Genomic DNA, 15,364 nt, shown 5'->3' on the forward strand with positions numbered 1-15,364 from the left:
CGCTTATGCCTCGTTCAGTTGTGGTTGAGCTTTTGGTGCATTCACCGTAAAAAACTCATCGCCAAAGTTGTGATTGATTAGGTGCTGCGCATCGCAATCGCCTGCTTGGAATGGAATCAGAGTTAAACCGTAGCGGAACTCGTCCATGTAAACGCGGTAAGAATCGAGCACTTCGCTGCCCCAAGAGTTAGAGCCTAAGCCCATCACTTGGTGATCTAGGTTTAACGTGATGTAACCGCTTTTCTCTAGCTCAATGGTGTGTTGTGCTTGGTGCAGGTTTTGGTTGGTGTAGAACCATGCGCTGAAGTTGATTTCTTGCTGTGGTTTTACTGCAATACCATTACCCGCGCGGCTTGAAAGCGCAGCCCAACGAACGTGTTGGCGGTTGCCGTTGTTCTGTGGGAACGGGTAGTTCTCGAACATGTCTGCAACGGTTGATTGGTACACATCAATCATGTTGGCTTGCTTGCTGTCTTGGTAGTTCTCTTCAGGGCCGCGTCCGTAATATTGGACTTGGTCGAAGTCGCCGTTGATGCCCATATCAAAACCAATCACAGGAATTACATGAGGGTACTCACCGTAACGTTCGCCGCTTAGCTCAACGTTCAATTGGCCTTCAGCATTAACTTGGTAGCGATATTCACAACGCATGCCGAAATCGAATACTGGTGGAGCAATGATGCTGGTGGTGGTGATCTCTACCTTGCCATTTACCTGTTCAACGTTAACGCATTCAAGGTCAATGCTACGGAAGTGCTCCTGCATAATTTGCAAGTGTGCAGGCTCCCAGTAACCATCGTGCTCTTGTTTATGGTTATCGATCATTGGCTTGAAGAAGTTGATTCGTGGTTCTGACTTAATCATCTCTTCGCCATTGACCAACCATGACGTCAGCTTGCCGTTCACTTTCGAGAAGTTCAGTGCGAAGTTGTGGCCTTTGATTAGATAGGCTAAGCGAGATTCTTCAACATTCAGTGCTGTCGCATTGTTGTTAGTGAAGGCTTCTAGCTGTGCTGTGTTCTCTTTCACTTGGAATTGATACACCGCGATGTCGTGGTTCGCTTCGCTGTAAGGCGTACGAGAATCCTTGCGCACGGTAAAGTTCACAAACACTTCGCGCTCATCAAGTTGTGGCAAGTTAAGTGTCAGTTCACGGCTCGAGTTTTCTGCCAGTTCTTCAATCTTGATGTGTTGCACAGCAATGGTTTCACCTTCAGCACGGATTTCCGCAGTGATGGTGTAGTCATCGATGTTTGAGAACCAAAGTTTGTTGTCTACCGTGAAGGTGCCCGTTTGTGCATCGAAATCGCGAAGCTTCACTGGGGCAATCACTTGCTTGTACTCTTTCAAGCCAGGGCCTGGCGTTTGGTCTGGGTAGATCAAACCGTCCATGCAGAAGTTGTAGTTGTTCGGGTAGTCACCGTAGTCACCGCCGTATTTGTAGAACTCTGTGCCTGCTTCATCACGCGCTAGAATGCCGTGGTCACACCATTCCCAAACGTAGTGACCTTGAATTGCATCGTGCTTGTAGAACACGTTTTGGTATTCGGTTAAGCCACCTGGGCCATTACCCATTGCGTGTGCGTATTCACAGATAATGCGTGGTTTTTCGTGTGGGAATTCACCGAAGGCATTCATCAGTTGAGCACGTGAGTACATGGTTGAAATGATGTCGACCACTTCAGCATCGCGGTCTTCTTCATAGTGAACCAAGCGGGTGTCATCAATCGCTTTTGCCGCATCGTACATAGAGCGGATATTGCAGCCGTAGCCTGATTCGTTACCTAAAGACCACATGATGATAGAAGGGTGGTTCTTTTGAGCGTGGATATGACGTTCGATACGTTCAACAAACACCGCTTCCCATGCTGCATCGTTAGTGATGCGGCTTAGGTCGCCAACGTTAGCAAAGCCGTGAGTTTCGACATCGGTTTCACCCATCACGAACAGGCCGTAGATGTCACACAGTTCGTAGAAACGTGGGTCATTCGGGTAGTGCGCAGTACGTACTGAGTTGATGTTGTGTTGCTTCATCAACACCAAGTCTTTCTCAACGCGATCCATGCCCACAGCACGACCTTTCAGGTGGTCGTTGTCGTGACGGTTTACACCATGCAGCATCACGTATTTGTTGTTGATGTAGAACAGACCATCGCGAACTTTAATGTCTCGGAAACCAACGCGCTGTGGAATCACTTCTAGCACTTCGCCGTCTGTGTCTTTTAGCGTCAGCAACAGTTGGTAAAGGTATGGGTTTTCAGCATTCCATTGAACAGGGTTCACGACATCGATAGAGAATTGAGTGTTCGCATTGCCGCCAGTCTGTTGGTTAGGAACAGTTAAGTTATCTACTGAGCCTTGGGAGATAACTTGGCTGCCATCAAGCAATGCGTACTCAAGAGTTGCGTTAGTCGCTGCTGCTAGGTTTTCTAGAGCAACGTTGCACGAAAGGGTCGCGCTTTGGTAAGCGTCGTCAAAATCAGTACGAACCATTAGGTCTTGAACGTGAAGTTGTTCTTTACCAACAAGGTAAACATCACGGAAGATGCCGCCTGTCCACCACATGTCTTGGTCTTCAATGTAGGTGGAGTCTGCCCACTGCATCACGCGAATAGAAAGTAGGTTGTTGCCCGCTTTTACGTGGCTAGAGATATCGAATTCAGCGGTTAGGCGGCTGCCCTTGCTGAAACCAACGTACTCACCATTTACGTAAACTTCGAAGTAGGTCTCTACGCCATCGAATTTAATAATGGTTTGTTTCTCGTTCCAGCTGTCGCCAAGGAAGAACGAACGTTGGTATGCGCCTGTCGGGTTATCTGACGGTACGAAAGGTACATCAATTGGGAATGGGAAACCTTCATCTGTGTACTGAAGATCGCCGTGGCCTTCCATCTGCCACATATTTGGCACCGTAATGTGGCCCCAATCGCTCATCTCTTGAGAGTAAAACTCTTCAGGAACCAAGAGCGGGTTAGTGAAGTAGCTGAAATTCCATTGACCACTTAGTAGTTGGAAGTGGCTGCTTAGTTCACGTTGAAATGTTTTAGCGGTTTTTTCTGATGCGTATGAGAAGAAGTAAGCACGTGGTGCCATACGGTTCTCATGTAAGTTCAGGAAGTTTTCCCAGTTGTTCACGTTGCCTCTCTCTCGGTCTGAATGCAGTTTGCTGACCGACGTTCTTATGCGTAATTGGGTCGTAGTGAATACGAGTATTTTTGGATTGAGGTAATTATTAGTAAAAGTTTTACTAAATGAAAATGGTGAAAACGTTTTACTTTAACTTCATCACGTTTTTTATGGTCTTTTTACGGTGCTGTGTGATCCACTTAAAAGAATGCTATTGGCTGATTTATGTAGCAGATTAAAGAGGGGGATACGTGGAGATTGATGTATGTGACGGGCACAAAAAAGGCCACCTTCAACAAAGGTAGCCTTTATTTATCTACTTGATATATTTAATTATTTTGTTGTATCGCGCAGCTTGAGTTTGCTTGGTACATAGACACGTAGTGGGATGGTTCGGCCGTCGCGTACTTTCTCAATCAGCAGATTAACGCCTTGAATTCCCATCAATTCAGAGTGAATACGAACAGTTGATAAAGATGGGAAGGTAAATTTAGCTGTTGGGATGTCGTTTACACTGATCAGCGCAATATCTTCAGGGATGTTTAATCCGTGCTCATGAACTGCTCGTAAAACGCCAATTGCGATGGAATCTGACGCAATAAACATGGCTTTAGGGTAGTCGCCCGTCGCGAGCATCTGTTTTGCAAGCTTGTAACCTGATGAGCTAGAGAAGTCACCACGGTAGATGTCTTGCTCACTGACAACGTTCTTGAGGCCACCATATTCAGCAAAAGCGACTTCACGAATATCAGGGGTATTGACGTCGTCTTGGCCACCAATAAAGCCGATGCGCTCATAGCCTTGGTTGATAAAGAAGTTGGTGATCTCTTTGCTGATCAAAGCCAGGTCGATATCGACAGAGTCATAAGGTTCTGAGTGATCGGTAAAATCGACATAACAGATATTATCGCTCAGCTTTTTAGCTTGCTCGATAACCTCTGGTGTCATTCTACCCACCAACAAAACACCTGTGATTGGTGCTGAATTGATCTGTATTTTACTTTCATAACAGTTGGTTAGCTTAACTTCCATCTTTTCACATTGGGTTTCAATCCCGTGGCGAATCGATAGATAGTAAGGGTCGTTAACTTCCGCTTCTTGCTTGTAGTTATACAGTGCTAGGAAGTGATGGTTTTGTTTTTTACTGCTAACGGTTTTTCGTGAGCTGCTGGTTTTGTATTCCAACTTCTCTGCAATTTCAAAGATACGCCTTTTGGTCTCTTCCTTGACGCTTAATGTTGGATCTTCATTGAGAACCCTTGAAACTGTAGCCAATGATACATTCGCTTCAGTCGCGATATCTTTTAACGTTGCCATACTCACTTCCTGTTATTGGAACATTGCGCTGCTTTGAAATTGGTATTTAGTAAAAAAGCAATGCACCTCTTTATTCTACAGACCTATTGTAATCAAACTGGACGTCATTGCATTAACTTTTAGTAAAATAAATGCTCAACTCATCTGTGATGTCTCAAATCTAACTATCTATAATTATCTTATTAAAATTCAATGAATTAGAGGTTAACAGCTATGCGTTCTCTCTATGTCATGATCAGTTCCAATGATGAAATTCAGTGTAAACGTTTACACTTCGTGGTTTTGATCACAGAATTATAGTCAAAATGGCTGCTACTATTTCTGACATACGGTGCTACTGAGCTGAATATCAGTTCGAGTTAGCCCACGAATGACGACAAAGAGAGGTTGATTGTGAAAGTACTGGTTACGGGCGGCATGGGTTACATCGGAAGTCATACATGCATTCAAATGATACAGGCAGGTATGGAGCCGATCATTGTTGATAACCTTTGCAACAGCAAAGAGCTAGTGCTGAAACGAATCGAATCGTTAACTGGCAAGCGACCAACGTTTTATCTTGGCGACATTCGTGACCAATCTTTTCTAGATGGCGTGTTTTCAGAAAACGATATCCAAGCGGTGATTCACTTTGCTGGCCTGAAAGCGGTAGGGGAGTCGGTGGCTAAGCCTTTGGAGTACTACGATAACAACGTTAATGGTTCACTAGTGTTAGCTCGAAGCATGAAGAAAGCGGGCGTGAAAAGCATCGTATTTAGTTCTTCGGCTACCGTTTACGGTGATCCAGAAGTAGTGCCGATTACTGAAACTTCACCAACTGGCGCGACAACTAACCCTTATGGTCGCAGCAAATATATGGTGGAAGAGTGCTTGAGCGATCTGTTCAACGCGGAGAACGACTGGAGCGTCACTTTACTGCGTTACTTCAATCCAGTTGGCGCACATCCATCGGGCACTATGGGTGAAGACCCACAAGGTATCCCAAATAATTTAATGCCGTTTATTGCTCAAGTAGCCGTCGGTCGCCGTGAAAAACTGGCTGTTTTTGGAAACGATTACCCAACAGTCGATGGAACAGGCGTTCGTGACTATATTCATGTAATGGATTTAGCGGACGGTCACGTCGCAGCACTAAAAGTGGTTGGCGAGAAAGCGGGCTTACACATTTACAACCTAGGTACGGGCAAAGGCTCAAGTGTACTCGAGATGGTTGAAGCCTTCGCACAAGCATCGGGCAAACCGGTTCCTTATGAACTTTGCCCACGCCGCGCAGGTGACATTGCCGAATGTTGGGCAAGCACTGAAAAAGCAGAGCGCGAGCTTGGCTGGAAGGCGACGCGTAGCGTGATGGAGATGACAGCGGATACGTGGAATTGGCAGTCGAATAACCCACAAGGTTACTAAAGAACTTTTAAGTTATTGAAAAAAGAGAGATTCCAGATATCTCGCACCTCGATTCTGGAATGACGGATGAGCATAAGGCTATGAAGTGGTTGCCTTTGCACAACTAGCACAACGAGATTACACGTCATTCCCTACAGCGAGGCACGAGCGTGATAGGGAATCTCCTTGTAGAAGAATTATTCATCTTGGTGAATTGACCAAGACACAAAATTTGAGAGCAATCTAAACATGTCAAAAGTTGAATTTAACCCAGTAGACCACCCGCATCGTCGTTATAACCCATTAACGGGCCAGTGGATCTTAGTATCACCGCACCGAGCAAAACGTCCTTGGAGTGGCCAAGATGAAAAACCATCGACCGCGCAGCTTCCTGCGTACGAGAAAGAGTGTTTCTTGTGCCCAACCAATACGCGTATCTCGGGCGACGAAAACCCAGATTACGACGGCACTTACGTATTCAGTAATGATTTCGCGGCCTTGATGCCCGATTCGCCTGACGCTCCAGAGTCTGAAAACCCTCTATTCAAGACTCAAGGTGTTCGCGGGTTGAGCCGCGTGATCTGTTTTTCTCCGGACCACAGCAAAACGCTGCCAGAGTTACCAGTAAACAAGATTCGCGGTGTTATCGACACATGGAATGAACAGATTGAAGAGCTAGGTAAAGACTACCTATGGGTTCAAGCGTTTGAAAACAAAGGCGAGACCATGGGCTGTTCTCAGCCACACCCACACGGTCAGATCTGGGCAAACAGCTTTTTGCCCAACGAGATTGAACGCAAAGAGAAACTGTTAAAAGAGTACTTTGAACAACAAGGTTCGAATCTTTTAGTGGATTACGTTGAAGCTGAAATGAAAGACGGTTCTCGCACTGTGGTTGAAACTGAACATTGGATCGCTGTGGTGCCTTATTGGGCTGCGTGGCCATTTGAAACCATGTTGCTACCAAAAACACACATTCGCCGTATGAGCGAACTGACTGACGAGCAGCGTGATGATTTAGCGCTTGCGATTAAGAAGCTGACCAGTCGTTACGACAACTTGTTCCAGTGTTCATTCCCTTACTCAATGGGCTGGCACTATGCACCGTTCTTCGAAGAAGGCACCGACATCGATCACTGGCAACTGCATGCGTTGTTCTACCCGCCACTGTTACGCAGTGCTTCGGTTCGTAAGTTCATGGTCGGCTACGAAATGCTGGCTGAGTCTCAGCGTGATTTAACTGCAGAACAAGCCGCGCAACGTCTGCGTGATTTGAGTGACGTTCACTATAAAGAGCAGGAATAGCCTACTTCGTAGATAACGAGCGAGATTCCTGATATCTCGTCCCTCGATTCTGGAATGACGGCAGGTGAAAGGCTGATGTTGTCATTCCCTACCGTGAGAGACGAATGAGATAGGGAATCTAAAAGAATTAAAGTGGTGCCGTGAAGGGGCCATAACCAATTGAACAAAGAGTTTAACCAGAGAGTTTACTTATGTCTGACCTAATCCAAAACGTGAAAGCATCTTTTGAGCAAGTCCTTGGTTACCAAGCGACTCATATTATCCAAGCACCAGGTCGTGTGAACCTGATCGGCGAGCACACTGACTACAACGATGGTTTTGTTCTACCGTGTGCCATTAACTACCAAACGGTAGTCGCCGCGGCTAAGCGTGACGACAACATTGTTCGCGTAGTATCAGTGGACTACGGTAATGCAGTCGATGAGTTCGATTTAACTCAAGAGATCACATTCCAACAAGACAAGATGTGGGCTAACTACATTCGTGGTGTGGTGAAGTGCTTAAAAGGTCGCGGCTTTGAATTTACAGGTGCAGACATCTCTGTAACGGGCAACGTGCCTCAAGGTGCAGGTTTAAGTTCTTCTGCGGCGCTGGAAGTGGTGATTGGTCAAACATTCAAGGTGCTTTATAACCTAGAGATCAGCCAAGCTGAAGTGGCGCTAAATGGTCAGCAGGCCGAAAACGAATTTGTGGGCTGTAACTGCGGCATCATGGACCAAATGATCTCTGCAGAAGGTCGCGCAAACCACGCGATGCTTTTGGATTGTCGTAGCCTAGAGACTCAAGCGGTTTCAATGCCAGAAGATATGGCTGTGGTTATCATTAACTCAAACAAGAAACGCGGCTTAGTCGACAGCGAATACAACACACGTCGTGAACAGTGTGAAGAAGCGGCGCGCATCTTTGGTGTTCCGGCACTTCGTGATGTGACCATTGAGCAATTCAAAGCGAAAGAGTCTGAATTGGATGAAATGGTCGCGAAACGTGCTCGTCACGTGATTACTGAAAATGACCGTACTGTTGAAGCGGCTCAAGCTCTACGCACTCATGATATGAAGCGTATGGGCGAGTTGATGGCTGAATCGCATGCATCAATGCGTGATGATTTTGAAATCACGGTGAAAGAGATTGATGCGCTGGTTGATATGGTCAAAGAAGTGATCGGTGAACAAGGTGGCGTGCGTATGACTGGCGGTGGTTTCGGTGGTTGTATTGTGGCATTGGTTCCACCTGCATTGGTTGATGAAATCAAAACAACCGTTGAACAGAAATATCAAGCGGCGACGGGGCTAAAAGAATCTATTTATGTGTGCCAAGCGAAAGACGGAGCAGGCTTAGTTGAAGTAATCTAACGGCTTCGAGACTTAATATAGAGCTTACCAAGTAAAAAGATCATGGTAGGCCAAATGCTAAAGCCTTTACTTCAGGTAGAGGCTTTTTACTGGCACTAGAAGGAATTTAGAATGACACAAGAGCAAAACCTGCATCAATCCATGGCGCAGACTCCAGCCTATGATGGCCAACCCGCTCAGTTAGTGACGCTATCAAATACGCATGGGATTCAAGTGACATTCATGGATATTGGTGCAACATGGTTGAGCTGTATCCTGCCAGTAAAGGGAAACAAAAGAGAAGTGTTGTTGGGTGTTAACTCAATGGAGAACTTCGATAAACAAGCCAGCTATATGGGCACAACCGTTGGCCGTTATGCTAACCGCATTGCTAATGGTCGTTTCAAAATTGATGGTCAGAATTACAAGCTGGAAACCAACCAAGCGGGCAATACCTTACATGGTGGCCCGAACGGATTTGATAAACGCCGTTGGAATATTGCCGAGCAAACCGAAACGTCAGTGGTGTTCAGTCTAGAGTCTGCTGATGGCGACCAAGGATTCCCGGGGAATTTGAATGTGTCGGTACGTTATGACATCACCGAAGACAATCGAGTGTCCATTAATTACTCTGCAACCACAGACAAGCCGACTGTAGTCAACCTAACGAATCATGCGTACTTCAATCTACTTGGCGCTGAAGCTGGACACGATTGTTTGTCACACATTGTCAGTATCAATGCTAATCAGTTCTTACCTACCAATTCGGTGGGTATTCCGTTAGGTAACCTTAAATCAGTGAAATCGACCAGCTTTGACTTCAATCAGCCTATGATGATCTCAGAGCGTTTGTTGGGCGATGAACAGCAGAAAGCAGCAAAGGGTTACGACCACTCTTTCTTATTGGCTGATGGCTGCAAACGCACTCAATGCGCCGCGACCGTAACCTCACCGGATGCGCTCGTCACACTAAAAGTATTTTCAACCAAACCTGCGATGCAGCTATACACCGGAAACTGGCTTGGTGGCACACCAAACCGAAGTGGTGGCAGCTATGAAGACTACGCTGGTTTGGCGCTAGAAACCCAGTTCTTACCTGACTCTCCTAACCACCCAGAGTGGAAGCAGGACAGTTGTATTCTCAAGCCTGAACAAGAATATAACTACAGTACCTGTTACCAGTTTGAATTTTCGGGGGATTCTTCAAACTAGTACGCTCTAGCTCAAAGCGGTTACGTCAATATCTTTTGTTTGTGAATAGGACGATGTGAATTATCGCGTTGTTCTTGGGGGATGAGCAAAAGTGGCGCTCAACAAGAGTGCGGTTTATTAAGCGCGATTGTTGAGTATCTGAGTAAGGTAGGAAAGCCCTAACAGAAGCGATTCTGTTAGGGCTTTTTTTTGTTTATTGCTTGATGAGTCGATCAGAACCTAGACTTTCTCTACCGAATTACGGCGTACCAGAGTTGGAGAGAACATCATTGGTTCAGTTGAGGTGTTTTCACCTTTGGCGAAGTGCAACGCGAGTCGTGTCGCTTTCTCTGCCATCATCTGAATCGGGTAGCGAATAGTGGTGAGCTTTGGATGAACATAGCGGGCAATCAAACCATCATCGAAACCGATGATCGACATTTTGTCTGGCGCTTGAATACCGTTTTCATCAAGGACAGACAAAGCACCAGCTGCCATGTAATCGTTGTACGCCACAATGCCAGTGATTGGCAGTGACTTAGTCAGAAGGTTAGTCATGGCGTATTCGCCACCGTCACTGGTCGGCGCTGAGTATTCAATATAGCTGTCAGAGAGCGCTATTTTGTAATCTGAGAGTGCCGCTAAGTAACCTTGGATACGCTCATCGGCATCTTCAATGCTATGCGATGAGGCGATACAGGCAATGTTCTTATGGCCATGGCGGATCAGATATTCCGTCGCAAGATACGCACCTTTTTTGTTGTCTAAGAAAATACAGTGGTTGGCAATCTCAGCAATATAACGGTTGATCAGTACTAAGCCTTTGACCTCTTTTGCATAGGCAATCAGTTCTTCGTCGGTGAGGCCTTTAGAGTGGATCACCAGGGCGTCACAACGGCTGTTAATCAGCAATTCAATCGCTTGTCTCTCTTCTTCACGATCGTGCGAGCCATTACCGACAAGGATATGTTTTCCGTTCTCACGAGCGACATTGTCGACAGCCTTAACCAGCGTGCCAAAAAAGGGATCGGAGATGTCACCGACCAATACACCAACAGTGTTCGTGCTTTGGCTTACCAGCGCTCGAGCATTGGCATTCGGTCGATAGCCAAGTTTAGACATCGCTTTAGTTACAGACTCTACCGAGCTTGCACTCGCCTTGGGAGACTTGTTGATCACTCGAGATACGGTTGCAACAGAAACACCAGCTTCCTTTGCTACATCTTTAATTGTTGCCATTTTTAACCTCTATACATTGCTTCATCTATTTAACACCGACAATGATAGTAAGGCAACGAAACTCTCATTTTACTTCCAGTAATGAGATCTTTACCGCTTGTAATTATTAGGCTTAATGCTAGTGTAAACATTTACATTTTACTTAATTTTAGTAAATGATTTAATGAGTGAAAATAAACCAATATAGGAAGTGAGAAATGGATACTGTCTCTTATGGTGACTTTGCTAAGTTAGAAATGCGTGTGGGTAAGATCATTGAGGTTGTGCGTCATGAAAACGCCGACAAGCTTTACATAGTGCAAGTGCAAGTGGATGTTGGTGACAAGACACTGCAAACGGTGACCAGCCTAGTCCCTTACTACACAAAAGAAGAGTTGATGGGTAAGCAGGTTGTTGTTTTGTGCAATCTAGCGAAGGCGAAGATGAGAGGCCACACTTCTGAGTGCATGTTGCTTTGTGCAGAAACGGAAGATGAATCTGAAAGTGTATTGCTAACACCTGAACGTGCGATGCCAGCAGGTATTCGTGTCGTTTAAGCTCATTTTAGGTTGGTGAGTCAATGTGTTCACCAACCTAAATCAACTAGCTGCGCACGGTCAGTATCAAGCCATCAATCACACTGTGGTGGTGATCGGAAACCCCAGCAAGGTTGCCGTATTTAGGCTGGTGGCGATCATTTTCTAATGGGTGATGCCAACCTTGTGTGTGTTTAACGAAGTGCGCCGCAAAGCTTTCAGACACCTCTAAACATCCTGCTAATACAGTATCGACGTAGGTTTGAACGATAGGGCTGTTTTCGCAAGGTGCTTCAATCTCGTCTTTGATGTAAACCCAGATCGGTTGATCCTGTTTGAATTCATCTTGGCTTTCTATCTGAGAGGCCTTTAATTCGATACGGTGATAACCACGCTCACGGCGATCAAACTCAGCCAGTGCAATATCATCCACCTCAAGCAACACACCATTCACTTGTCCCTCGCCGAGATTGACGATCAAAGGGGATAAGACATAGCTGTCATCGATCTTGCTCCAATGGCGAATTAAGCCATGAACAATCGCAGGGATCGCTTGCCCTGTCTGACCGGTAAGCTGGCGTGAAGATGAGTTGATTAAACTGCCATAACCAAAAATATACATCGCATTCCTTGTCTGAGTTGTTCCATTTAAGTCTAGTCTTACTATATGTGGCGAGATACCAAAAGTCAGTAAGTTTCTATTTATACATATATAGGTCTTTATGACTCTTTTGGTTGTGTTTTTTTGACTTGTTTATTGGCTGTTGAATCTCGTTAGTCGCTGTTTTTACTGGTTTTATCTAATTGGCGCGTTTCATGCAATGTGATCTGCATATTGCATCGGATTTGATGCACACAAAATTTGGTTTAGGTAATACCTTGGCCGCTTATCTGAGAATTAGGAGCGAGTTTGTTAAATATCACAGATAAAAGTGTAGAAGACGCGATTCCAGCCTACCTGCGTTTAGGCTTTCGACCTTTCTTCTTTTTAGGCAGTCTCTATGCAGTGATCGCGATTGTCGCTTGGGTCATCATGTTCCAAAACGGTCAGCCTGAGATTTTAAAAGTTCCCGCACTGTGGTGGCACGTGCATGAGATGCTGTTTGGTTTCTCAATGGCGATAGTGGTCGGTTTTGTGTTAACGGCAGTACAAACGTGGACGGGAGTCAATGGCACTAAGCATTATCGATTGGCTGCCTTAGTGGGATTATGGCTTGCACCTCGCCTTCTATTTTGGACACCCGCTCCGTTATGGCTGATCTCGTCGGTTGAGGCGCTGTTCTTAATCTTCGCCGCCTACGAAATTGGTTTCCGAGTCGTGAAGTCGAAAGGCTGGAAGAATCTATTCTTTGTGCCACTGTTTATATTGGCTATCGTGGCGAACTTTGCTAGTTACGCGACCATTAAGGGGATGCCTCCATTCCCATCGTCTGCAGTTTGGCAGGCTATGTTGTGGTGGTTTACCTTGCTGTTATCAGTGATGGGTGGGCGAGTGCTCCCATTCTTTACAGCGCGTCGTTTTGATTTCGAAAAAGCGCAGCCCTTGGTTTGGTTGGAATGGTTAGCCAATCTACCTTTGGTTGGCTTATTTGTGTTGAGCTTCTTCCCATTGACCTTTGCTCAAGTCGGCAATGAGTTGATGGTATTTGCAGGTGTGACACAGTTGGTGCGCTTTATCCGCTGGAAGCCTTGGACAACACTATCAGAACCCTTGGTGTGGTCGCTGCATGCGGCTTACCTATGTATCCCTCTCAGCTTGCTGTTACGCGGTTTGCTAGATAACCCGTTCGCGAGCCATAACATGCTGCACCTGTTTGCGATTGGCGGTTTGAGTGGGTTAATTCTGGCGATGATCACGCGCGTGACAATGGGACATACTGGCCGTGCTATCTATAAAGGGCCAAGTATGGCTTTGGCGTTCTCGGCTATTTTTGTCGCGGCTTTGGTTCGCAGCGTAGGTGTGACTTTCTTCCCTGCGTATTTATTTGAGATGGTGAATATCAGCGCGGGTTTATGGACGTTAGCATTTGGGTTGTTTATCTGGAAGTTCGGCATGATGCTTTTAACACCAAGAGTGGATGGTCACCCAGGCTAAGCCTATTGATTCTCGAACCCATTTTGAAAGGGAAGCACTGAGCTTCCCTTTTTTGATCTTGATAACTCATTAAGTATTCGCAGCAAGATATTGGCGCACTTGTGCAATGAGATCTTCTTTGGCGTGAGGCGAGATAAAACTGGCTTCGATGGCATTAATACTGAACTGCGCCAATTCGTTTTTGGTCACTGGGTGAGCATTGGCGACGGCGAGGAAGTTATCATTCATATAGCCGCCGAAGTAAGCCGGATCATCGGAATTGATGGTGACGCACAGCCCTTTTCTCAGCAACTCGACGATGTTGTGCTCTTGCATGGTCTCAAACACCTTGAGCTTGGTATTCGACAGCGGGCAGACGGTCAGTGGTGTACGTTTTGCTATTAGCTGTTCCATCAACTCTTCATCTTCTACACAGCGAACGCCATGATCAATTCGGGTAATGCCTAGCAAGCTCAGTGCGTCGCTAATATTTTGTGCTGGGCCTTCTTCTCCGGCGTGCGCGACAGTCAGAAAGCCTTGGTTGATCGCTTCTTGGAATACATGTTTAAACTTCTCTGGTGGATTGCCCTGTTCTGATGAATCTAACCCAACGGCAATGATCTTATCTTTATAAGGAAGGGCTTGTTTGAGTGTTTCAAAAGCGCTGTCTTCATCGAGATGACGCAGAAAGCACATGATCAGTTGGCTGCTGATACCAAGCTCTTGCTCCACTTGATTCAAAGCTCGAGTAATCCCGCCAACGATGACTTCAAAGTCAATGCCGCGTTCAGTGTGAGTCTGAGGGTCGAAGAAGATCTCAGTATGAACCACATTATCTTGCTGACACTTCAACAGATAAGCCCACGTCAGGTCGTAGAAATCTTGTTCATGAATCAGTACGTTTGCACCTTGGTAATAGATATCGAGAAAGGATTGAAGATTGTGGAACTGGTACGCGTCTCGAACTTGGTCTGGGGTCTCAAAGGGAATCGACAGGTTATTACGCTTGGCGAGTTGGAACATCAGCTCTGGCTCTAATGTGCCTTCTATATGTAAGTGCAGCTCAACTTTGGGTAAATTTTTGATGAAGCTATCCATAGCAACTCCTTAGCTATTTTAATTATGAGCGGAGTAGGTGAGACAGTAGAGTCTATAAACCTGAGCAAGCAGGTATCTCTTTCATTTATCTCTGTTTGAGCATAGTTCATTTCATTGTTATCGATAAAATAGGATAGAAGTTGATGGTGAACCGAGAGTTATGAACCGATTGAAATTAGGCGCAAACGATTTGCAGCATTGGAGTGTGATCCGCTGCAAATATTTGCAGCAATATTCATTGATTTGTGCTCTAATACCGCGCTTACCAAGGGATGGTGTTAAAAGATGCTCACTTAGATGGAGTTATCAAAGTTGACCGATCCCTTAATGATCTCCCTTAGGAAAAAATAGAACATGTCTAAGAACAAAAAATTTGATATCCGCCTTACAGAAAAACGCAACGGTTGGTGTGCAGAGATTACTCGTCAAGTAACGTCTCGCAGCACTACAGTATCTAAGCGTGAGTCTGGTTTCGAAACTGAAGCTCTAGCACAAGAGTGGGCAGAGAAAGAGCTAGCATCTTTCATCGCTAACCAAGCTGAACGTAACGAGCGTAAATCAGAGCAGCGTAAAGAGCGTGACGAACTACGTCACACTAAAGAGCTTAAAGCTGAGCAAGCACGTGAAGCGCGCGCTAAAGCTCGTGCAGAAGAGCAAGAAGACGCTGAGTAATTCAGTGCATGACTAATTTATAGATCCCTTAATTTTAAGATAAGGGATTTGTGAAAAAAAAGCCCCGATACAACTTTTTTCTTTATAGTTAAAAGTGTATTGGGGCTTTTTAG

12 protein-coding genes are annotated in these 15,364 nt (G+C 45.7%); 7 read left to right on the forward strand and 5 right to left on the reverse strand.

Annotated elements, in window-relative coordinates:
• Positions 1 to 3 precede the first annotated feature (3 nt).
• Positions 4 to 3,135 (reverse strand): beta-galactosidase subunit alpha, encoded by a 3,132-nt coding sequence (gene ebgA / locus AB4274_RS16925; RefSeq protein WP_372112687.1) that lies wholly within the window; start codon positions 3,133 to 3,135, stop codon positions 4 to 6.
• Between the two features lie 324 nt (positions 3,136 to 3,459).
• The gene (ebgR, locus tag AB4274_RS16930; RefSeq protein WP_017069515.1) at positions 3,460 to 4,443 is read right to left on the reverse strand and encodes a transcriptional regulator EbgR; all 984 of its coding nucleotides are present in this window, start codon (positions 4,441 to 4,443) and stop codon (positions 3,460 to 3,462) included.
• A gap of 393 nt (positions 4,444 to 4,836) precedes the next feature.
• Here ebgR and galE point away from each other — a divergent pair, with 393 nt between their 5' ends.
• The 4 genes from galE (at position 4,837) to galM (ending at position 9,674) form a co-directional block, all read left to right on the forward strand.
• Positions 4,837 to 5,847, forward strand: a complete 1,011-nt coding sequence (galE, locus tag AB4274_RS16935) for a UDP-glucose 4-epimerase GalE (RefSeq protein WP_371720860.1) — start codon at positions 4,837 to 4,839, stop codon at positions 5,845 to 5,847.
• A 228-nt stretch (positions 5,848 to 6,075) separates the two neighbouring features.
• Positions 6,076 to 7,131, forward strand: coding sequence for a UDP-glucose--hexose-1-phosphate uridylyltransferase (locus AB4274_RS16940; protein ID WP_016784956.1), 1,056 nt, complete (start codon positions 6,076 to 6,078; stop codon positions 7,129 to 7,131).
• A 191-nt stretch (positions 7,132 to 7,322) separates the two neighbouring features.
• Positions 7,323 to 8,483 (forward strand): galactokinase, encoded by a 1,161-nt coding sequence (gene galK / locus AB4274_RS16945; protein ID WP_017060799.1) that lies wholly within the window; start codon positions 7,323 to 7,325, stop codon positions 8,481 to 8,483.
• Between the two features lie 111 nt (positions 8,484 to 8,594).
• Positions 8,595 to 9,674, forward strand: a complete 1,080-nt coding sequence (gene galM, locus AB4274_RS16950; RefSeq protein ID WP_017063325.1) for a galactose-1-epimerase — start codon at positions 8,595 to 8,597, stop codon at positions 9,672 to 9,674.
• A gap of 219 nt (positions 9,675 to 9,893) precedes the next feature.
• Here the strand turns inward: galM and AB4274_RS16955 are convergent, their stop codons facing one another.
• Positions 9,894 to 10,892, reverse strand: coding sequence for a substrate-binding domain-containing protein (locus AB4274_RS16955; protein WP_372112689.1), 999 nt, complete (start codon positions 10,890 to 10,892; stop codon positions 9,894 to 9,896).
• Between the two features lie 197 nt (positions 10,893 to 11,089).
• Here AB4274_RS16955 and AB4274_RS16960 point away from each other — a divergent pair, with 197 nt between their 5' ends.
• Positions 11,090 to 11,428 carry a tRNA-binding protein gene (locus tag AB4274_RS16960; protein WP_372112691.1) on the forward strand — a complete coding sequence of 113 codons (339 nt, stop codon included), beginning with the start codon at positions 11,090 to 11,092 and terminating at the stop codon, positions 11,426 to 11,428.
• Between the two features lie 46 nt (positions 11,429 to 11,474).
• On the opposite strand, the gene AB4274_RS16965 is transcribed toward AB4274_RS16960, so the two are convergent.
• Complete coding sequence (locus AB4274_RS16965) at positions 11,475 to 12,029, reverse strand: gamma-glutamylcyclotransferase family protein (protein ID WP_017060795.1); 555 nt, start codon at positions 12,027 to 12,029, stop codon at positions 11,475 to 11,477.
• A 288-nt stretch (positions 12,030 to 12,317) separates the two neighbouring features.
• Between AB4274_RS16965 and AB4274_RS16970 the strand changes: the two genes are divergently transcribed.
• On the forward strand, positions 12,318 to 13,502 hold the full coding sequence (locus AB4274_RS16970) for an NnrS family protein (RefSeq protein WP_372112692.1): 1,185 nt from the start codon (positions 12,318 to 12,320) through the stop codon (positions 13,500 to 13,502).
• Positions 13,503 to 13,571: 69 nt separating this feature from the next.
• Here the strand turns inward: AB4274_RS16970 and AB4274_RS16975 are convergent, their stop codons facing one another.
• A complete protein-coding gene (locus tag AB4274_RS16975; RefSeq protein ID WP_372112694.1) occupies positions 13,572 to 14,579 on the reverse strand; it encodes an adenosine deaminase in 1,008 nt (335 codons plus the stop codon).
• Positions 14,580 to 14,933: 354 nt separating this feature from the next.
• Between AB4274_RS16975 and AB4274_RS16980 the strand changes: the two genes are divergently transcribed.
• A complete protein-coding gene (locus AB4274_RS16980; RefSeq protein ID WP_017056240.1) occupies positions 14,934 to 15,251 on the forward strand; it encodes a DUF3622 domain-containing protein in 318 nt (105 codons plus the stop codon).
• Positions 15,252 to 15,364 lie beyond the last annotated feature (113 nt).

This window comes from Vibrio sp. 10N.261.55.A10 (assembly GCF_041470825.1).
Classification (GTDB): Bacteria; Pseudomonadota; Gammaproteobacteria; order Enterobacterales; family Vibrionaceae; genus Vibrio; species Vibrio crassostreae_C.